Source organism: [Zimmermannella] bifida NBRC 103089 (assembly GCF_001570925.1).
Taxonomy (GTDB): Bacteria; Actinomycetota; Actinomycetes; order Actinomycetales; family Microbacteriaceae; genus Gulosibacter; species Gulosibacter bifidus.
Genome location: NZ_BCSP01000007.1, coordinates 65060 through 84554, shown reverse-complemented (window position 1 = coordinate 84554; position 19495 = coordinate 65060). Strand labels below are relative to the sequence as shown.

15 protein-coding genes are annotated in these 19495 nt (G+C 61.5%); 10 read left to right on the top strand and 5 right to left on the bottom strand.

From position 1 onward, the window contains the following. Window positions 1-173 precede the first annotated feature (173 nt). The 3 genes from ZBI01S_RS06910 to ZBI01S_RS06900 all read left to right on the top strand — a co-directional run bounded on the left by ZBI01S_RS06910 (window position 174) and on the right by ZBI01S_RS06900 (window position 2410). Window positions 174-662, top strand: a complete 489-nt coding sequence (locus ZBI01S_RS06910; RefSeq protein WP_066058293.1) for a beta-class carbonic anhydrase — start codon at window positions 174-176, stop codon at window positions 660-662. Next, window positions 662-1168: a methylated-DNA--[protein]-cysteine S-methyltransferase gene (locus ZBI01S_RS06905; protein WP_066058289.1), complete on the top strand. Its 507-nt coding sequence runs from the start codon at window positions 662-664 to the stop codon at window positions 1166-1168. Before ZBI01S_RS06910 ends, ZBI01S_RS06905 begins: the two co-directional genes overlap by 1 nt. A gap of 231 nt (window positions 1169-1399) precedes the next feature. Further along, a complete protein-coding gene (locus ZBI01S_RS06900; RefSeq protein WP_066058287.1) occupies window positions 1400-2410 on the top strand; it encodes an esterase/lipase family protein in 1011 nt (336 codons plus the stop codon). Here the strand turns inward: ZBI01S_RS06900 and ZBI01S_RS06895 are convergent. From ZBI01S_RS06895 to ZBI01S_RS06875, 5 genes are all read right to left on the bottom strand, one after another. Beyond that, window positions 2407-5916 carry a DNA polymerase III subunit alpha gene (locus ZBI01S_RS06895; protein WP_066058284.1) on the bottom strand — a complete coding sequence of 1170 codons (3510 nt, stop codon included), beginning with the start codon at window positions 5914-5916 and terminating at the stop codon, window positions 2407-2409. The genes ZBI01S_RS06900 and ZBI01S_RS06895 overlap by 4 nt on opposite strands. A gap of 2 nt (window positions 5917-5918) precedes the next feature. Continuing rightward, a complete protein-coding gene (locus tag ZBI01S_RS06890; RefSeq protein WP_066058281.1) occupies window positions 5919-6239 on the bottom strand; it encodes a DUF6504 family protein in 321 nt (106 codons plus the stop codon). Window positions 6240-6431: 192 nt separating this feature from the next. Beyond that, entirely contained in the window at window positions 6432-7646 is a 1215-nt protein-coding gene (locus ZBI01S_RS06885) for an App1 family protein phosphatidate phosphatase (RefSeq protein WP_083524597.1), read from the bottom strand. Between the two features lie 96 nt (window positions 7647-7742). Next, window positions 7743-8483: an SOS response-associated peptidase gene (locus ZBI01S_RS06880; protein ID WP_066058279.1), complete on the bottom strand. Its 741-nt coding sequence runs from the start codon at window positions 8481-8483 to the stop codon at window positions 7743-7745. Window positions 8484-8559: 76 nt separating this feature from the next. Further along, entirely contained in the window at window positions 8560-9231 is a 672-nt protein-coding gene (locus ZBI01S_RS06875; protein ID WP_066058276.1) for a DedA family protein, read from the bottom strand. Window positions 9232-9620: 389 nt separating this feature from the next. On the opposite strand from ZBI01S_RS06875, the gene ZBI01S_RS06870 reads away from it, so the two are divergent. The 7 genes from ZBI01S_RS06870 to ZBI01S_RS06840 all read left to right on the top strand — a co-directional run bounded on the left by ZBI01S_RS06870 (window position 9621) and on the right by ZBI01S_RS06840 (window position 19394). Then, entirely contained in the window at window positions 9621-11048 is a 1428-nt protein-coding gene (locus ZBI01S_RS06870; RefSeq protein ID WP_066058273.1) for a cytochrome ubiquinol oxidase subunit I, read from the top strand. Beyond that, on the top strand, window positions 11048-12127 hold the full coding sequence (gene cydB, locus ZBI01S_RS06865; RefSeq protein ID WP_066058271.1) for a cytochrome d ubiquinol oxidase subunit II: 1080 nt from the start codon (window positions 11048-11050) through the stop codon (window positions 12125-12127). Before ZBI01S_RS06870 ends, cydB begins: the two co-directional genes overlap by 1 nt. Before the next feature lie 127 nt (window positions 12128-12254). Beyond that, a complete protein-coding gene (cydD, locus tag ZBI01S_RS06860) occupies window positions 12255-13967 on the top strand; it encodes a thiol reductant ABC exporter subunit CydD (RefSeq protein WP_066058267.1) in 1713 nt (570 codons plus the stop codon). Continuing rightward, window positions 13964-15646: a thiol reductant ABC exporter subunit CydC gene (gene cydC, locus ZBI01S_RS06855; protein ID WP_245610565.1), complete on the top strand. Its 1683-nt coding sequence runs from the start codon at window positions 13964-13966 to the stop codon at window positions 15644-15646. The genes cydD and cydC overlap by 4 nt, the downstream gene beginning before the upstream one ends. 142 nt (window positions 15647-15788) lie before the next feature. After that, window positions 15789-18344: a leucine--tRNA ligase gene (gene leuS / locus ZBI01S_RS06850; protein ID WP_066058264.1), complete on the top strand. Its 2556-nt coding sequence runs from the start codon at window positions 15789-15791 to the stop codon at window positions 18342-18344. A gap of 199 nt (window positions 18345-18543) precedes the next feature. Next, window positions 18544-18957 (top strand): hypothetical protein, encoded by a 414-nt coding sequence (locus tag ZBI01S_RS06845; protein ID WP_159421440.1) that lies wholly within the window; start codon window positions 18544-18546, stop codon window positions 18955-18957. A 35-nt stretch (window positions 18958-18992) separates the two neighbouring features. Next, window positions 18993-19394 carry a hypothetical protein gene (locus tag ZBI01S_RS06840; RefSeq protein ID WP_066058258.1) on the top strand — a complete coding sequence of 134 codons (402 nt, stop codon included), beginning with the start codon at window positions 18993-18995 and terminating at the stop codon, window positions 19392-19394. Window positions 19395-19495 lie beyond the last annotated feature (101 nt).

The window sequence follows — 19495 nt, the reverse complement described above, 5'->3', positions numbered from 1 at the left end:
TGGCCGTGCATTTGTGCGCAGCCACGAGAGATGGATGGCCGGGCGGGCGTAAACTTGTCGGTTGACGCAGACGCTGCGTCACGGTTTCTGCGGCACTGTTTGTGCTCGACCGCTCACATGGCAAACCGACGCCTCGTGAGTGTGACCGTTGCCGGAGAAGTGGGGAAAACACCATGGCATTTGCCGACGAGATGGTTGCAAGCAACGCGGAGTACGTGGAGTCGTACCCGGGACCAAAGCCGCTGCTGCCGAGCCGGCAGGTAGCGATCGTTGCGTGCATGGACTCGCGACTGCAGATCTTCCCGCTCACAGGTATCGACCTGGGTGAGGCGCACATCATTCGTAACGCAGGTGGCGTGATCACCGACGACATGATCCGCTCACTGACCATCTCGCAGCGCAAGCTCGGCACCCGCGAGATCATCCTCATCCACCACACGGACTGCGGTCTGTCGACCTTCACCGAAGACGAATTCGACGACCTGCTCATGAGCGAAACCGGTGCTCGTGCCCACTGGAAGGCTGAAGCCTTCAAGGATGTCGATCTGAGCGTGCGCGAGTCGATTCGCCGGATCATGCAATCGCCATTCATTGAGCACAAGAACGTGCGCGGATTTGTTGCCGATGTCGACACCGGACGCCTGCGTGAGGTAACTGCGTAATGTCGGATGCCCTGCGCGTACTGCCAAGCCGATTCGGACGAATTGGCGTGGTGGCAAGCGAGTTGGGGATTTCCCGCTGCTGGCTGCCGAGCGCGTTGGCGGCGGATGCGCGTGATGCATCGTTCGCGCAGGGCAATTTGAGCGTCGCGCAAGACGCGCTGCTTACCCGTGCCGTGACCGAGCTTGAGGAATTCCTCTCGGGTAGGCGTCGTGAATTCTCGGTGCCATTGGATTGGAAGCACGCATCCGTCGGCTTTGCCGGCGAAGTACAGCGCGCGCTCCGCCAGATTCCGTACGGCGAAACCGAAAGCTATGGCAACCTGGCGGCACGGTTGCAGCGACCGGGTGCAGCACGGGCGGTCGGTACCGCATGCGGTAAGAATCCGCTGCCACTGTTCGCACCGTGCCATCGAGTGATCCGCGCCGGTGGCGAGATCGGTCTGTATGGCGGCGGTGAAGCATTGAAGCGTGCGCTGCTCGAGCTCGAAGCGGTGGCAACGGCCTAAGTTGATTGCCATGGGCGTTGCTTGTTGCCGGATGCACGCCTCGGTAATCAAGCATGCAGCCTGAGGGCGTACCGTCGAAGTACGGCAACGGTGACCGGATGCACTGGCATCGGCGCTGGAGAGGTCGGTATCGGCCAAGCGCAGCTTGTGTCGATGGCATGTGGGTACTGGTAGCCGACGCAGCATTGCAGGAATCCCAATGGTGATGACGGAATTAGGTGGCGCGTAGCGATGGACGAGAACGAACTCACCCGTCGCCGTCGCGTGTGGATTGAACGGCGGCTGCGCCAACGATCGCTTTCGTTCCCTCGGCCAACCAAACTCTCGCCGGACCAGTTGCAGGTGCTGCGAAAACAGCTGCCGAAACGTCGCACACTGTGGTGGCGATTCACTCGCGCTCGCGGGATGATTGCGGATGCCGGATTCTGGACGATTCGGCAGGTGGATGCCGCGAACGCAATGCTGCGCAAGACGCCCGGACTGATTCCGATGTTCCGGTTGCTGGGCGCGCTCGGCCCGGCCAAGCTGCCAACTCGGTACGCCGAAAGCGCGGCTCCCTGGCGTGAAGGCGCCGATTTGCGTGCGCACCGACCGCATCCCGAGGGCGAATCGACCGCCGAAGCTGCGCTGCCGGTCGTGGTGGTGCTTGCCGGGTTGGCAACGCCATGGGGCTTCATGCGGCCGATGCTCGACGCGTTGACCGAGCGCGGTTTTCGTACGGTGGTGCTGCCGCAGCTCGGATGGAACTACCGTTCGGTGGCCGAACTTGCCGAATTGGTTGACCTGTATCTTCGCGCGCATCCCGAGTACGGGCGAGTGTTGCTCGTCGGCCACTCGAAGGGTGGATTGATCGCCAAGCAGGTGCTCTTGCGTGACGCGGATAGTGAGCGGACGCTGGGCGCGGTGGCAATTTCGGCGCCGTTTCGGGGCGCGGTTACCGCGAAGTACGTGTTCGGTTCGTCGTGGAACATCACGCGCGAAATCATTGGGCTTCGCCCCGGAACTCCGACGCAATTGGCATTGACCGAGCACGACAGTGTGGATCAGCGCATGGTGTCGATCATTCCGCTGTACGACCCGATTGTGGGTGTGCCGGGAACGTTGGTGCAGGGGAAGAACCGTACGGTTCGTGCACTCGGGCACAACCGGTTGTTGGGCGACCCGCGCGTACATGAATTGGTGGCGCGTGAACTGCGCAGGCTGGCCGCATGCGCAGTGGATGAAGGCACGTTCGAACACTAGACACCCACCTCGATCGGTGATGCAGTTGCGGCGGCATTCTGAATCAATACGTATTCCTGCCAGGCGAGCTTTAAATCGCGCGCGAATTCGGCTTGGATGGATACCCCGCGTTCTCCGGTACGGCGCACTTTGCCGCGAATCAGCAGCAGTGGAGTACCGAATAGAACGCTGCCGCTGAGCTCCTGCGCATCATCAAAGAAGGTGGCATCGGCACAGCCGGTGCCGTCATCGACCGAGATGAATACGACACGTTTTCCACTACGCATTGGTGGGGTTTGAGTTGCGACTCGGACACCCGCAACGGTGACTTCGGTGCCGGCGCGCAGCGAAGCGAGCCTACCTGCGGGAGTAACCCCAATCGCATCCAGCAGCGGGCGATAGCCATCAACGACGTGTTCGGAGAGGTCGAGCGCCAGAATGTCGAGTTCGGCATGGACGCGTTCGCGCGCATCCATTTCGGGAACACCGCTGGGGAGTACCGGTGCGTGCGCTTCACGAAAGTCCAACGGAAGCTCGAGGGCAGTTGGATGAACCGCACGCGAGCGTGTGCGCGGGCGAGCACGAATCGCGGCAACAAGATCGCCACGCGTAGGTGCACCGGGCTCGAGCCCATCGAGTGCGCCGATGAGGGCGAGTCGTTCGGCAAGAGTGCGGGACGGCCGAGCACGGGTCAGGAAATCGCCGAGGGACACGAATGGTCGTTCGCTCAGGATGCGCTGGATTTCGGCTTCGGTAATGCCGCGGATATCGGTGAGCGCGAGCCGAACCCCGAGATCGCCCGGACGGGTCGGCGACCCCGGTGGCGTTTCGCGCACTCGTTCAACCACGAATGCCCGTGTCGAGTGGTTGACATGCACGGGGAGGATCGGGATACCCATGCGGCGGGCATCGCCAAGTAAGAGTCGCTTCGGATACATCCCCGGGTCGTGGGTGAGTAGCCCAGCAACGAACTCTGCGGGGTAGTGCGTTTTGAGCCACGCGCTCTGCCACGTGGGTAGTGCAAACGCCGCCGCGTGCGCCTTGCAAAACCCGAACGAACCGAATCCGCGCAGCACATTCCAGATCTCGTCGATTTGGGCATCGGTAAATGTTCGCTTGCCGTTCGCATCCCGATTGGCGCGGGTTCGTTCCCGGAAAAGCTGCTCGATCCCGTCGGTCTGCTTTTCCATGCTGCGGCGCAGTTCATCGGCATCGGCCAGTGAGATTCCCATGCAGTGATGCAGAATGCGCAGTACTTGTTCGTGATAGACAACCACACCGTAGGTCTCGCGAAGGAACGGGCGAAACGACGGATGCAGCCACTTCGGGCTGGCATAGCCGTGCTTGACGTCAAGAAACGGCGCCACCATGTTGCCTTTCATCGGGCCGGGGCGAAACAGCGAGATATCGGCAATGAGGTCGTTGTAAACATCGGGCTGCATTTTGCCAATGAGCTCACGCTGCCCGGGCGACTCGATCTGGAACATCCCGAGCGTGTGGGTGGAACGGATTTGCTCGAACGTGGGTTCGTCATCGGTCGGGATTTCATCGAGCACGATGCGGCCATTTGGTGCGACATAGGTGACATCGGGCAACAACCCGCCTCGAATTGCGGCAGCGGAACCGTGTAACCGCTGCACTTCGTTGACGGCATAGGCCAACGACGATTGCATCCGGACACCGAGCACATCGAGTTTGAGCAGCCCCATGTCATCGATATCGTCCTTATCGAACTGGCTCATCGGCAGGTCAATACCGCTGGGTTGTACCGGCGTGGTCGACAAGAGCGAGGCGTTCCCGAGCAAGACACCGCATGGATGCATGGAGAGGTGACGGGGGAGTCGGTCGAGTCGCTCGGCCAGGTCGATCAACAAGTTGAGGTCGCGGTCTTGGCGGGACTGTTCTGCAAGCGCCACGAGCTCAGGCTGTTCGTGCAGCACTTGCCGCAATTGGCCGGCATTTAGCCGCCACAGCGACTTTGCGATCTCGTCGATTCGCTGTTCGGGTAGTCCCAGCGCGAGCCCAGCATCTCGGGCAGCGCCACGAGCCCGATAGGTGGAGTGCGTTGAGAGCAGGGTGACGCGTTCGGAACCGTAACGCTGGAAAATAGCGCGGTATACCTCGTGCCTACGAGCCGATTCCACGTCAATATCGATGTCGGGCAGGGTCGAGCGTTTGCGCCCAAGAAAACGCTCGAACACGAGGTCGTGTTCAATCGGATTGACGTTGGACACCCGCAAGAGATAGTTCACCAGGCTGGACGCGCCGGATCCTCGGGCCTGGTTGCGGATACCAAGATCTCGGATCAGTGAAGCCACATCGGCAACGGCCAGAAAATATGTGGCAAACCCAAACCCCGAAATCGTGGTGAGCTCGTGGTTAAGGCGATCTTCGATCGCGCGCAGTGCGCTACCGGTCGTTGTCGCAAACCGTTCCCGCAGCGCCAGCTCGCAGCGCTGCCGCAACACCGAATCCGGTGCATCCTGCAATTGGAGCACTTCGGGCTCGGGCACCTTTGGTTGGCGCCAGTGGACGTCCGTTGCCGGATCGAGCCTGCACCGTTCGGCAAGGATGCTCGTTTCGGCAATGAGCCGCGCCCGCGCGTGCGCACCAAGATCAGTTCGCGAAACCACAAGGTCAGCGAGTGCGTGCATCCGCTCGGGCGGTTTAAGCCAGGCCTGCGCATTTGCCTGTAACGGCGATTGCGCCAACGGCTGGAGGGCTTCAGCCGCATCGAGCACGTCACCGGTCAAGGCATCGTCGTGGTCGAGATAACGCACCTGGTTGGTCAGCACCGCCGGAACATTCGCTCGGTGTGCAAGCTCAAGCAATCGAGCCGCATGCCGCAGCGACGCTGCAGCTCCCGGCTCGGTGAGATGACACACCACTTCGATCGCGACACCACCGGGTACCCAGCGTTGCCAGCGCTGCAGGCGTGCTTGCGCCAACTCAGCGTTCCCTCGCAGCAGCGCGCGCCCCACATCTGACCACGGGCCGAGCAATACGGTACCGAGCGCATCCACCGTACGGGTTTCGTGCCCCGACGCATCCGCGCACAGAAACGGTGCGAACCGGCTCGCAGCAAGCTGTGCCCGGTGTGCTCGTTTTTGGGTTGGTGATGCTGCACGTGGGGGCACATGTGCTGCTGAAACGAGCCGACACAGGCTCTCCCAACCCGCACCGTCAAGGTTGCCGTGAGCGAGAACGGTGACCCGGTCGAGGCCGGGCTGGGCTACGAAACCGGATGCCGAACCCGCGATACGTAACTCGCTCGCGACGTCGCCGGGTTGCGCGCCAGAAGCGGCAACTGCCGGTGCCAGCGCAATATCGGCACCGACAATTGGCGCCAGACCGTGCGTCAGACATGCGCGAATGTGGCGCACCGCACCATACAGGCCATCGCGGTCAGTAATCGCGGCCGCCTCGCCACCCCACTCGGCAACCCTGGCCACCAATGCTTCGGGAGCGGCAGTGCCGTGATGCATTGAGTGTGCCGAGGCCACGTGTAGATGCGTAAAGACAGGCATGGTCAGGCAAACAACCGATGTTCGAGCTCGTCATCCCAAACGTGATCGAGCAGCCAGTTGCCGGTTTGGTCGCGTTCGAGATCAAAACTGCCGTCGACCGGAGATCCCGTACCGTGCAGTGGTACCGCATCTACCCGCCAAAGCTCGCGCTCGATGCGAACCGCAGTGCCTTTCGCAGCCCGGTCGACATGTTGCCACCAGGGCTCGCGACTGAACCAGGGCTCGGGGGCACTGGTGACGCCGTATGGCACGCCGCGCCAGTGAAAGCGCACTGGCGCGCCGTGCGGTGAGCACTCCACCACAACCGGTTCATTGACCAACATGACAACCTCCCTGTATCGAAAATATGTTCGATACGAAATGTACGAGGAGCCTACGACATGTTCGAATAATCGGTAAGGGGGTGTGGATAACGTTTGCTGGCTGAGTGCGGGTCGTGGTGCTGCGGGCGAACGAAAAACCCCTGAACTCGCGCGGAATTCAGGGGTTCAAGTAGTGCTTGAAGTGAAGTTGGGTTACTCGCCAAGCTCGCTTGGTGCTTGCGGTCGAGCAACGCGGGTGTTCGAAAGCTCTCGAGAGATTTCGCTGAGTGCGGAGACCTGGTCGTCGTGATCGAGAATGCCGATTCGCGCTAATTCCTGCACCAATTCAGCGCCATTGGGGGCGTGCACCCAGGGTACAGCCGAGGTTGCGTGCCACTTCACCCACGAACTCGCACGGCCACCGGCGAGTACGGACTCGGTGTTCGAGAGCTGGCGAATCGCGACGGCGAGTACCGAGTCGGGGAACTCAGCGGCAAACTCGCCATAAATCTGTTCGTCATGCTGACCATCGTCACCGATGAGCAGCCACTTCATGTTGGGAAATTCCTGCGCGAGCCGGCGCAGATTCTGTCGCTTGTGTTCGGTTCCAGAGCGGAAGATTCGTTGCGGCACCGGACCCCAGTCGGTAAGGAGCAATGGGCCGAAGGGGAACATATTGCGTCCCAAGAAGCGGCTCAGTGTCGGCGCGACATTCCAAGATCCCGTCGACAGATAGACGATCGGTGTTGTGTCGCCGCCGAACTTATCGGTCAGTCGCTGGTACAGCACGTTCATGCCCGGAACCGCAGCGCGGGCGTGCTCGTCAAGGACAAAGGTGTTCCACGCGGCTAGCAGCGGGCGGGGGAGCGACGTCACCATGACGGTGTCGTCGATGTCGGACACAATGCCGACCTGCTGTTTTGGTTCAGTAATAAACACGCGTGCAACGGTTCGCTGCTGATCGGCGCTTTCAAACGTGACCTGCTGCCATCCCGGAGTCAGCGACGCCGGCAGCACGGCGTCAATCACGCCGCCGCGGTCAGCGGTAATTTCGTGGACCTGGTCGCCGATGAACACCTTGACCTTCGCGTATGGCACCGTGACGCGCACGAAACTGCGCCAGCCGCGCACCGACTTTTCGCGACGGCGCGGACCGCCGATCGGCAGCACTGTGAAGCGACGGCGTCCGGCTCGACGTACCGCGTGTGGCAGCATCTGCACGCGGCCGAGTACCCGCACCGATTCGGTGGTGCCATAGCCGGTGTAGGCCTCGACCTCCGAGATCTCACCGCGCTTCAGTGCGCCGCGCAGTCGAATTGCTTTGTATCGGTCTTCGACTCGAAACGCATTCTCGGCGAGGTGTCGCACAAATGAAACGGGTGCGAATCGAAAACCAGTAGATGCGGGGCGGTCGGGTCGAGAGCTCACTGAGCCATATTTACACGATCAACTTGACGAACCGAGTGTTTGGCGTCTGCGCCGCGCGCATCCGGGGGGCGAACTCAACGCATCCTCGGCGCCGCACTAGGCGGGGTCGGCCATCGGCGCAATAAGCTCTGGCCCTCGCTCACGCACATTCCCGACGCGGCGGTCAACGGCACGCAGTGCGAGTGAATCGGTGAGTGCCAGGCTACGTTCGGCAAAATCCGCCACGAGTTCAGCCGATCCGGCTAGTGCCGGGTCGCACCACTCGTCAATATCTGCGGCAGTACAGAAGACCGGGATGCGGTGATGTAGCTCGCGCATTCGTCCCGCAGGTGCCTCGCGGGTCAAGATCGTCGTCGAAAGGAGCCACTCGCCTTCGGGGTTTTGCCACCACTCGTAGAGTCCGGCAAAACAAAGGGACGCATCGGCACCGCCCTCGGCAGGATGCACGTAGTACGGCTGCTTGGTGCCGTCGGCCCCCGTCTGCCATTCGTAATAGCCGGATGCGGGGATGACCGCGCGGCGACGTTTAACCGCGGCGCGGAACGTGGGCTTGACTGCGGCGGTTTCGCTGCGGGCGTTGAATGCACGCGAGGCGACGCTGGCATCGCGTGCCCATCCCGGAACCAGCCCCCATTTAGCGACTTCAAGTCGGCGAATCGGGCCGGGCCCGTAGGTGTCTACTTCTTCGGCCGGTGCGGGTGCTTGCACGATGACCGGCACTGAGGTCGTGGGTGCGATGTTGTACGAGGGCGTGAACTCCGTATCGCTCACTCGATCAATATCGAATTCGACCGCGAGATCACTCGAGGCTTTGGCTACTACGAATCTGCCGCACATGCCGTCAGGCTAGCCAGCATTGCTGGATGCAGGTGGCGAGCTCGCAGCTCGCGGGTGCCGGCCGAGCGCGTGGTCGCTATGCCGACGCGTCTGCGCCTGCGTCTGCAGCCGCATCCGGCGTGCGATCGACGCGCCGACTGAGCCAGCGTTTGAGTGCCCAGGTGCCGAATGCGAACGCGATGAGGACGCCGGCGAAGATGAAGCTCGCCAGATGGAGATTCGACTTGGCTCGGTCGAATCCTGCCGTTGCGATCGCCCCAACAGAAACGTAAGCGAGCGACCAGAGCGTGCAGGCGGGGACGGTCCACGCGATGAACGTGCGGTACCGCATCCCGGTCATGCCTGCGGTAACCGGGACGAGCGAGTGCAGCACTGGGAGATAGCGCGAAATAAAGACGGCGAGACCGCCGCGTTGTTGCACGAATGACTCGGCGCGCTGCCAGTTACGTTCGCCAAGTCGGCGGCCAAGCCACGAATGTCGCAGGTGTGGTCCAAAATATTTGCCGAGCGCGAAGCCAAGCGACTCGCCACCAATCGCACCCAGAATCGCGGCAGCAACGACCGCTGCCCACATGCTCCAGCTATCGACGCCTGCGGATGCGGCAAGCAAGATTGCGTCGCCGGGCACGATAAAGCCGACGAGCAGGCTGGTCTCGAGGAAAACGCCACCGAAGGCGATCGCAATGATGATTGCGGGGTCGAGTTGGCGCACGGTCTCGATGAGCCAGGCGAGGGTGTCGGCGAGCATCGGTCCAGCCTAATTCGGGCGGAGCAGGATTGGGGAACCGGCTGGGCACGCCAGCATGAATGCTTGTAATGGAAAGTGAATTATTCGAGCGAGTTCTGCATATCACCGCGCGTTAAAATATCTCGATGTAGAGCGATTTGTGGGATTTCTTGTGTTGATCCGGTGGATATCTCGATATCGAGATATAAATCTTGTTTATTTTGGATGCATTCCTTGTTGTGAATGCTTCAAGATTGCGCCCAAAATCCCTGGTCAGGGTGTTAAAAAAGTTCGAACTGTCGATTCTGAAAAATGGCTGGTGAACGATAGACTGGGCGAGTCGCATTCAGGCGGCAAAGCAACGTGGCCTGCAGCGACATCCATCACGTCACAGCTGAAGGTGAGAGCCCGTGGAAGCCTTATTGGATCCCCTCGTTCTATCTCGGTGGCAGTTTGGTCTAACCACGCTGTACCACTTCTTATTCGTTCCAATCACGCTGGGCATGGTGCTCTGCGTCGCGATCTGGCAAACCCAGTGGGTGCGCACGGGCAAGGTCATCTACCTGCAGCTCACGCGCTTCTTCGGGAAGATCTTCCTCATCAACTTCGCGATGGGTATCGTCACCGGTATCGTGCAGGAGTTCCAGTTCGGTATGAACTGGTCGAACTACTCGCGATTCGTCGGTGACATTTTTGGTGCACCACTCGCATTCGAAGGTCTCGTCGCGTTCTTCCTCGAGGCAACCTTTATTGGTCTGTGGATCTTCGGCTGGGACAAGCTCTCGCCGAAGCTGCACCTCGCGACCATCTGGCTCACCGTCATCGGTACCTGGACCTCGGCCTACTTCATCCTCGTCGCCAATGCGTTCATGCAGAACCCGGTCGGCTTCGAGTTCAATGAGGTCACCGGCCGTGCCGAGCTCGTTGACTTCGGTGCCGTACTGACGAACCCGGTTGCCGTAACGCAGCTGCCGCACACGCTGACCGCATCCGTCATGCTTGCTGGAACGATCATCGCCGCAACTGCCGCATGGCACCTGCGCCGTGGCCAGCACCAGGAAGTCTTCCGCCCGGCGCTCACCTTCGGTCTGTGGACCGTGCTGATCTCCGGCGCTGGCATCATGCTCTCGGGTCACGCACTCGGCATCGCCATGACCGAAACGCAGCCAATGAAGATGGCTGCCGCTGAAGCGATGTACAACACCGCGAGCGGTGCGGATGCGTCGTTCTCACTCTTCTCGCTCGGTACCCCCGACGGGTCTGCAGAAGTCTGGTCGCTGCGCATCCCGTACCTGGCTGGATTCCTTGCCACCAACACCTTCGACGGAACGGTGCACGGCATTAACGACCTGCAGGCCCAGTACGCCGAAATGTACGGCGCTGACCAGGTCTACTCGCCAGTTATCTGGCTCACCTACTGGTCGTTCCGCTGGATGATGTTCTTCGGTTTCGCTTCGATGGCGATCGCTGCGATTGGCCTGTGGATCACCCGCAAGGGTCGCGAGCCGAAGCCATGGCAGTGGAGCGTCGCTATCTGGGGTGCAACCTTCCCGCTGTGGGGCATCCTGATCGGTTGGATCTTCACCGAAATGGGCCGCCAGCCGTGGCTCGTATTTGGGCTGATGCCAACCGAAGCCGGTGTCTCGCCAAATGCAACTGGAGTCAGCGTGCTGATTTCGCTCATCGGATTCACGCTGATCTACGGCATCCTCGCCGTGGTCGAAGTGAAGCTCCTGCTCAAGGCAATCCAGTCCGACCCAATGCCGGTACCGGGAGCGAATGAAGCAGGCGTCGTCGAAGACGTCGAGACCGTCAAGGTGAAAGCGAGCGTCTACTAATGGAACTGCAAGTTATTTGGTTCTGGATTATTGCTGCGATGTTCATCGGGTACTTCGTGCTCGATGGCTTCGACTTCGGCCTCGGTATTGCGCTGCCATTCGTGAGCCGCGACGACACTGACCGCCGCATCCTGATCAACACGATCGGCCCGATCTGGGACCTCAACGAGACCTGGGTCATCACCGGTGGTGCCATGCTCTTTGCGGCGTTCCCGGAGTGGTACTCGACGATCTTCTCGGGCGCCTACCTGGTGCTGTTCCTGATCCTGCTCGCACTGATCGCCCGCGGTGTTTCGTTTGAATACCGCCACCAGGGCACCGGCAAGGCCTGGACCGACAAGTTCGACTGGATGATCTTCGCCGGTTCGGCGCTGCCGGCCCTGCTGTGGGGTGCCGCGTTTGCGAACATCGTTCGTGGTATGCCGATGGAGACCGTTGAGCAGACTGTTGGTTCGCTCGACTACTCGTTCGGGTTCAACTACACCGGCACGTTCTTTGACCTGCTCAACCCGTACGCACTGCTTGGTGGACTGACCACGCTCGCGCTGTTCTTCTATCACGGTCTGATCTTCATCACGCGCCGTACCGATGGTGAACTGCGTGAACGCGCCCGCACCATGGCGAAGTGGGAGGGCCTGATTGTTGCCGCGCTCGCGATCGTGTTCCTGGGCTGGACTGTGCTCGCGTACTTCTCGGTTCCGGGCCTCATCCTGACCCTCCTCGCGGTGGTGTGCTTCGTCGGTTCGTGGGTTGCCAACCTGCTCAACAAGGACGGCCTGGCCTTCCTTGGTGGCGCACTGACTGTCGTATTCGCGGTTTGGTCGCTGTTCGCCGCGCTCTTCCCGGCGCTCATGCGCAACCTGACCCCGGGTGGCGAAGACCTCACCATCTGGAACGGTTCTGCTAGCGACAACACGCTGCAGATCATGACGTGGGCGTTTCTCTGCATCATGCCGGTCGTGCTCGGTTACCAGGCATGGACGTTCTGGACGTTCCGCAAGCGCCTGCGCCGCGTGGACTTCGAAGAAAACGCGTCGCGTGCCGAGCTGGCACACGCAGATGAAGCAGTCACTGCCTAACCGCAGTTACTGACACAACCGAATCGGACCTGGTGTACGACACCGGGTCCGATTTGGTTTTCCTTCGGGTCGCCGTCGTGCCGTTCTCGCGCTTCACGCACGCCAACTCCGGTAGCCTTGAGGAACCGTGAAACCGCTTGATCCACGCCTGCTGAAATACGCCCGTTCGTCCCGGGCGTTCCTCGCAATTGGCGCGATTCTTGGACTCCTGCAGGGCGGTGCGCTGATCGGCATCGCTTGGTCGATCGCCCGCTGCGTCACCCAGGCAATCGAGGGCCACGGGTTCGACACGCTCGGCCCAGACTTCGCGCTGCTGCTGATTGCGGTGGCCGTTCGTGGTCTTGCCCAGTGGGGGATGGACTGGGCTGGTGCACGCGCCGCTGCGACCGCAAAGTCGGAACTGCGCGGTGCACTGATGCGCAAGATCGCGCAGACGCGAGGGAACTCGATTGCGGTACCGGGTGCATCCGAAACCGAACCCGCCAAGCGACTGGGCAGTGCCGAACTCACGCTGCTGGCAACCCACTTGCTGGACGCGCTTGACAGCTATTTCGGCAAGTACCTACCGCAGCTCTTGCTCACCATGATCGTGATGCCGCTGCTCATTTTGGTGACGCTGATCGCTGACCCGGTTTCGGGCATCACTGAAATCGTTGTGCTGCCGATCATTCCGCTGTTCATGATTCTGATCGGCTGGGCCACGCAGCGTGCACAGGCCAAGCAACTCGATGCGCTAAGCACGCTCGCAGCGTCGTTCCTTGAAATCATTGAGGGACTTTCCACGCTCAAGATCTTTGGTCGCGCGCGCCGTCAGCGTGACCGCATCCGCACCATTACCGATGACTATCGCAAGTCCACGATGAAGGTGCTGCGCGTCACGTTCCTTTCGGGATTCGCGCTCGAGCTGTTCGCGTCGTTGTCGGTCGCGCTCGTGGCGGTGCAGATCGGTATTCGCCTCATCGACAACGAAATGGCGCTGTTTGCGGGACTGTTTGCGCTGATTCTTGCGCCAGAAGTATTCGCCCCGCTTCGCGCCGTTGGCGCGCAATTCCACGCGGCAAGCGAAGGCGTGCAAGCCTCCGCGACCGTGTTCGCGATTTTGGATGCACCGGAAGGTGCCACGGGTAGCGCTCCTGAAGGTGCCGAGCGAGACGCAAACGCCACCGGTGCCGCAACTGCGCTCGAGATCCACAACGCAGCTGTGCAATACGACGGTCACGTCGTATTCGACGGGCTTACCGCATCGTTTGCCGCGGGCCTCATTACTGCACTCACCGGTGAATCCGGTGCCGGAAAATCTACGCTCCTTGGCTTCATCCGCGGCGAGGTCGAAGGCACCGGAAACTGCACGATTTCATCGGCAACCGGTTCGCGTGCCTGCCACCGCGACGACATCGCCTGGATGGGGCAATCTGCCGGCCTCATCGAAGGCACAGTGTTCGACAACGTTGCCCTCGGGCAGCCGGATGCATCACCCGAGCAGGTGCGCGCCGCACTTTCGCTCGCTGGTTTCGCCACGGTCGACCCACAACAATCCCTCGGCGTCGGGGGAGCCGGGCTCTCTGGCGGGCAGGCACAGCGCGTCGCACTTGCCCGCGCTATCGTGCGTGCCCGCGCCAAGGACTGCCCGGTGGTGCTGCTCGATGAGCCCACATCCGCGCTCGATGCCGACCGCGAGCGCGAAGTCATCTCGGCGATGCGCGCGCTCGCTGACGAAGGCCGAATCGTGGTGGTTGTTAGCCATCGTCCCGCCGTAATCGCCGCAGCCGACGCGACGGTGACGCTGACCGCACCCGTGCATCCTGCCGCCGCCGCGGCGAGTGAAGGAGCACACGCATGACTTCACCAATTGCTGAATCCACGGCGGCAGACACCAAGATGACGCCCGCCGAGCGCGAAGTGCTGGAACTGGCAACCCCGCCCGCGAAACGCATGTGGGTGCCGATTGCCTGGGCCGTGCTTTGGGGGATTTCGGTGGTCTCGCTGCTGGCCGCGAGCGCGTTTCTGATCACCCGTGCCTCACTGATCATCCACATTCTGTGGCTCGGTTGGGCAATTGTCGCCGTGCGCATGTTTGCGCTGGGCCGGGCCGTGTTCCGCTATTTGAAGCAGCTTTCGGGGCACGACGCATCATTCCGTCAGCTGGCAGAAATGCGCGTCGGATTGCTTGACCGACTCGAACCACTCGCACCGGCTGGGCTCGCTCGTACGCGTCGAGGCGATCTGCTCAGCAGGCTCGTTGACGACATTGACGAACTGCAGTTCTTGCCGTTGCGCGTCATTGAGCCGCTGATCACCTCGGTGATTGTGGCCGCACTCACGGTTGTTGGCGTGGCGATCATGTCGGTACCGGCAGCGTTGACGCTGCTTGGATGCTTGCTGGTCGCGCTCATTGTGGCCACGCTCGCGCAGCTGATGATCGCCGGTGCCGCCGACCGGCAGGTTGCGCCGTTGCGAGCCGCGCTCGGCGACCGCGTGCATGACACGATCACGAACCTGGAGACGCTGCGTGCGTACGATGCGCTCGATTCGCAACTGGCGCGCATCCACGAAGCCGACGCTGCGCTGCGGCGCGTGCTCGTGCGCCGTTCAATCGGTGAGGGAGTTGTGACCGGTGTCGTGACGATTTTCGCCGGCCTCGCAACCGCGGGTGCGCTGTGGTTCAACGTGGATGCGACGGCAAACGGCACGTTTACGCCCGAGTTTCTGACGATGGTCGCGCTGGTGCCGCTGGCACTGTTCGAAGTGTTCGCGCAGGTGCCGGTGGCGGTGGCTGCGTGGCGGCGAGTACGAGTTTCGGCACAGCGCGTGGCCACGGTCGCACCAACCACCGTTCCCAGCGAGATCCCGCAGCCCGGTGGCACAGCGAAGCTGCCCGAAGGCCCGCTCGACATCACGATTACTGACGTTTCGGCCCGCTGGCCGGGCGCTGCGCAGCCCGCGATTCAGGGCTGCTCGGTCGAAATTCCGGCTGGTGCGCGGTTGCTGGTTGCCGGTGAATCTGGCTCAGGTAAATCGACCTTTGCGAATGTGCTCGTGCGTTTTCTCGACTACGACGGCACGTACCGAATTGGCGGTGTCGAAGCTCGCGATGTCGACCCCGAACTGCTCCGCCAACGCGTGGGCCTGATCGAACAGCGCGCGCACCTCTTTAACGAGAGCATCCGCCAGAACCTGCTATTTGCCAAGCCGGACGCAACCGACGCAGAGCTCGAAGCCGTGATCGAACGCGTAGGGCTCGGTGGCTGGATGCGGTCCCGCGGCGGCCTGGACGCGCACCTTGGCGAGCGCGGCAGCCTCGTCTCGGGCGGCCAAGGTCAGCGCATCGCCCTGGCTCGCGCCCTGCTCGCTGATTTTGACGTGCTCGTGCTCGACGAGCCAACCGCCAATGTTGACCCGGGGCGTGCCGATGCGCTTGTCGCTGACCTGCTCGACGCTGCTGGCAGCCACACCGTCGTGCTGATTTCGCACACGCCAATTGACGAACGGCTGATCAGTGCGAAGTTGGTGCTGGGGTAGTCGAGCGTGGGCCGCAATTCGATTGCGGTCATGACGATCGTTGCAGCAATGTGCAGCCATCAGTCAGAACGCCTGCAAGCACGGGCGGGCCGGGGCTAAACTGGCGTAGTTCAGCAATACGTCTAGCGAAAGCAGCACAACCGTGACTCAGGCCGAAAATCCACAGGTGGATGCACCGAACGAGGACGAGTACGACTTCCGCCGCCTCGAATCGAAGTGGCGCCCAATCTGGGATGAGCTCGACCTCTTCAACGTTGACAAGGCCGACCCTGAGCTTCCGCGCAAGTACGTGCTCGACATGTTCCCGTACCCGTCCGGCGACCTGCACATGGGTCACGCCGAGCAGTACGCACTCGGTGACGCAGTAGCGCGATTCTGGCGCCACCGCGGCTTCAACGTGCTGCACCCAATCGGTTGGGACTCGTTCGGTCTGCCCGCAGAAAACGCCGCCATCAAGAACGGTGGCGACCCCAAGGACTGGACCTACAACAACATTGCGCAGCAGCGCGACTCGATGCGCCGCTACGGCGCCAGTTTCGACTGGTCGCGCGTGCTGCATACCTCTGACCCCGAGTACTACCGCTGGAACCAGTGGCTGTTCCAGCAGATGTACAAGCGCGGACTCGCGTACCGCAAGGAATCGTTCGTCAACTGGGACCCGGTAGACCAGACCGTGCTCGCGAACGAACAGGTGCTCGCCGACGGCACCAGCGAACGCAGTGGCGCGATCGTCGTCAAGAAGAAGCTCACCCAGTGGTACCTGCGCATCACCGACTACGCCGACCGCCTGCTTGACGACCTCGACCAGCTCGAAGGACGCTGGCCCGCGAAGGTGCTCACCATGCAGCGCAACTGGATCGGCCGCTCCTACGGTGCCGATGTGCAGTTCCAAATCGAGGGCCGCGACGAACCGGTGACCGTATTCACCACTCGCCCCGACACGCTGCACGGCGCCACCTTCATGGTGGTCGCGCCCGAAAGCGACCTGGCTGCAGAACTGGCAGCCGGTGCATCCGCCGACGTACGCATGAAGTTCCAGGACTACCTGCAGCAAACGCAGGCCATGGGATCGATCGACCGCCAGTCGGCCGACCGTGAAAAGACCGGTATTTTCCTCGAGCGCTACGGCATCAACCCGCTCAACGGCGACCGCCTGCCGATCTGGACGAGCGACTATGTGCTCGCCGACTACGGCCACGGCGCCATCATGGCCGTACCCGCACACGACCAGCGCGACCTCGACTTCGCTCGCGCATTCGATCTGCCAGTCAGGATGGTTGTCGACGTCACTCAGGGGCCAGACGCCCCGACCGACACCGACGGAAACGCGATCGCGCTTGCCGACCTCGACCCGGCCGCATCCGGCGAAGCACTCACCGGTGACGGCACCCTCATTAACTCGGGTGAGCTCGACGGCCTGTCGAAGGATGCGGCAATCGCGAAGGCGATCGAGATTCTGGCAGCGCGCGGTACCGGTACCGCCGCCACCAACTACCGCCTGCGTGACTGGCTGATTTCGCGTCAGCGCTACTGGGGCACCCCGATTCCGGTCATGTACGACGAAGACGGCAACGAAGTACTCGTACCCGAAGACCAGCTGCCGGTGCGCCTGCCCGACGGCGAAGGCCTCGACCTGAAGCCCAAGGGCTCGTCGCCGCTGGGCGCGGCAACCGAGTGGAAGACCACGCAGACGCCGGACGGCAAGCCGGCGGTGCGCGACACCGACACGATGGACACGTTCGTTGACTCGTCGTGGTACTTCCTGCGCTTCATCTCGCCGAACAACCACGAGGCGGCGTTCGACCCCGAAGAACTCGCCAAGTGGGCACCGGTCGACCAGTACATCGGCGGCGTTGAGCACGCGATTCTGCACCTGCTGTACGCCCGATTCATCACCAAGGTGCTCTACGACCTCGGCTACGTGAACTTCACCGAACCATTCACGGCGCTGCTCAACCAGGGCATGGTGGTGCTTGAGGGCGCCAAGATGTCGAAGTCGAAGGGCAACTTCATCAAGCTCAGCGACGAACTCGGCGAGCACGGTGTGGATGCGGTGCGTACGACCATGCTGTTTGCTTCGCCACCAGAAGAAGACGTTGACTGGGCGACCGTATCCGTTGCCGGTTCTGGCAAGTTCCTTGCCCGCGCGTGGCGCCTGGCTAAGGACGTCACCTCGGCACCCGGTGTCGACGTCGCTGGGGGAGACGTGGCCCTGCGCCGCGCCGTTGCCAAGGTTCTGGCCGAAGTGCCGCAGCTTGGTGAGACGTTCAAATACAACGTGATCATTGCCCGCCTGATGGAGCTGACCAACGTCACCCGCAAGGCGATTGACTCGGGCGTTGGCGCGGCCGATCCTGCCGTTCGCGAAGCCGTCGAAGTGATCGCCATGATGCTCGACCTGTTCGCTCCGTATGTTGCCGAAGACATGTGGCAGCTGCTTGGACACGAGACTCCCGTGGCATTCGCACAATGGCCAACCGCCGAAGCAGCACTGCTCGTTGCCGATCAGGTCACCGCGATCGTGCAGGTCAATGGCAAGCTGCGCGACAAGGTCGAAGTTGCGCCATCGATTTCGGATGCGGAACTCGAACAGCTCGCGCTCGCGGCAGACGGTGCCAAGCGCGCCATTGGCGATGGCGATGTCGTCAAGGTGATCGTCAAGGCACCGAAGTTCGTCAACATCGTGGTGAAGGGCTAACTGCCTGACGCTTGATGTTTGCTGGCGGGGTATGACCGGATGGTTCGGTCATACCCCGTGTTCTTGTTGGTGTGGCACTTAACGAGAAGTGGGCACTGCCGGTGGTGACGCAGGGTACTATCTAGGCATCGCCAAGCAACACTGTGGTTGTGCGGCGGACACAAATGATGGCGTTTGGAAGTAGCAAGGAACACACACAATGGCTCCTGCATCGAGCAAACAGTCAACGAAGCCCGGTGAGTACTCTGGCATGTCGCTCACGGAACGGTCGAACCGCTATGCGGAGAAACAGCAACAACGACGCGCCCGTGGAGTTTCTATTGCCTTCGGTGTGACCGTATTTGAGTACTTCTGGTTGTGCATCATCGTCGGAGGATTCGCCAGCAGTGGCAGTGCGTATGGAACTAGCGGTGTCTCGTCCGGCCTAGTTTCGTTCGCGATGCTCGTGTACTCGGGCCCGATCGTTCTGCTGGTCAGCCTTGGGCTGTTGATTTATGGCATGACCGTGATCGGGAAAATGCCCAAGGGTGAAAAAGTGCTCCCGATCTTGATCATGGTCGGGAACGGATTCCTATTGCTGTTGGCGTTGGTGTGTTGTTTGGGCATGATTTGAAACTGACGTCTTGAATGGGAGGAACTGCAAGCACGATGCCTGGTAACAACCCTGATGCAGTCGGTAAGGAACCGCACACACTCAGCGATGCCGAAGTAGACGAATTGCTTGCAAGACCTGAGCGAGATCGCAAACCAGTGTCGCGAGGGCTGATCTTTGCATCCGTCACAACCGTGATTCAGTTCGTCGGAATGTTTACGGTGCTGGGGTTGTTCTCGGCAGCCAGCGAAGAAGGGCAAGCGGGCATCGGATACGTTGGCTTGGCGACCCTGATGTCTATCGGGCCGTTCTTGCTGATTTCGGCGATCGCCAACATCATCTATTGCGGAACCAAGATCGCGGACGACAAAGATGGCGATCAGATGGCTGCCGGAATCCTGCTGACGGCCAACGGTTTCTTCATCATTATGGGTTTGGGATTATTTCGGCCGTTCTAGCCAGGATTTGCTCTTGGCTGGTCTGCGTTGCCCACCGGGCGGCGATCGGATGTCGATCTGACGCTGTGGAGAACGAGTTATCCACAGCGTGACACGGCGCG

What these genes read in the sequence shown, in the direction of transcription:
- ZBI01S_RS06900 (WP_066058287.1), top strand. Translation starts at nt 1,400, where the DNA reads ATGGACGAGAACGAACTCACCCGTCGCCGTCGCGTGTGGATTGAACGG.
- ZBI01S_RS06890 (WP_066058281.1), bottom strand. Translation starts at nt 6,239, where the DNA reads ATGTTGGTCAATGAACCGGTTGTGGTGGAGTGCTCACCGCACGGCGCG.
- ZBI01S_RS06875 (WP_066058276.1), bottom strand. Translation starts at nt 9,231, where the DNA reads ATGCTCGCCGACACCCTCGCCTGGCTCATCGAGACCGTGCGCCAACTC.
- ZBI01S_RS06895 (WP_066058284.1), bottom strand. Translation starts at nt 5,916, where the DNA reads ATGCCTGTCTTTACGCATCTACACGTGGCCTCGGCACACTCAATGCAT.
- ZBI01S_RS06905 (WP_066058289.1), top strand. Translation starts at nt 662, where the DNA reads ATGTCGGATGCCCTGCGCGTACTGCCAAGCCGATTCGGACGAATTGGC.
- ZBI01S_RS06845 (WP_159421440.1), top strand. Translation starts at nt 18,544, where the DNA reads ATGGCTCCTGCATCGAGCAAACAGTCAACGAAGCCCGGTGAGTACTCT.
- ZBI01S_RS06910 (WP_066058293.1), top strand. Translation starts at nt 174, where the DNA reads ATGGCATTTGCCGACGAGATGGTTGCAAGCAACGCGGAGTACGTGGAG.
- ZBI01S_RS06840 (WP_066058258.1), top strand. Translation starts at nt 18,993, where the DNA reads ATGCCTGGTAACAACCCTGATGCAGTCGGTAAGGAACCGCACACACTC.
- ZBI01S_RS06880 (WP_066058279.1), bottom strand. Translation starts at nt 8,483, where the DNA reads ATGTGCGGCAGATTCGTAGTAGCCAAAGCCTCGAGTGATCTCGCGGTC.
- cydB (WP_066058271.1), top strand. Translation starts at nt 11,048, where the DNA reads ATGGAACTGCAAGTTATTTGGTTCTGGATTATTGCTGCGATGTTCATC.
- cydC (WP_245610565.1), top strand. Translation starts at nt 13,964, where the DNA reads ATGACTTCACCAATTGCTGAATCCACGGCGGCAGACACCAAGATGACG.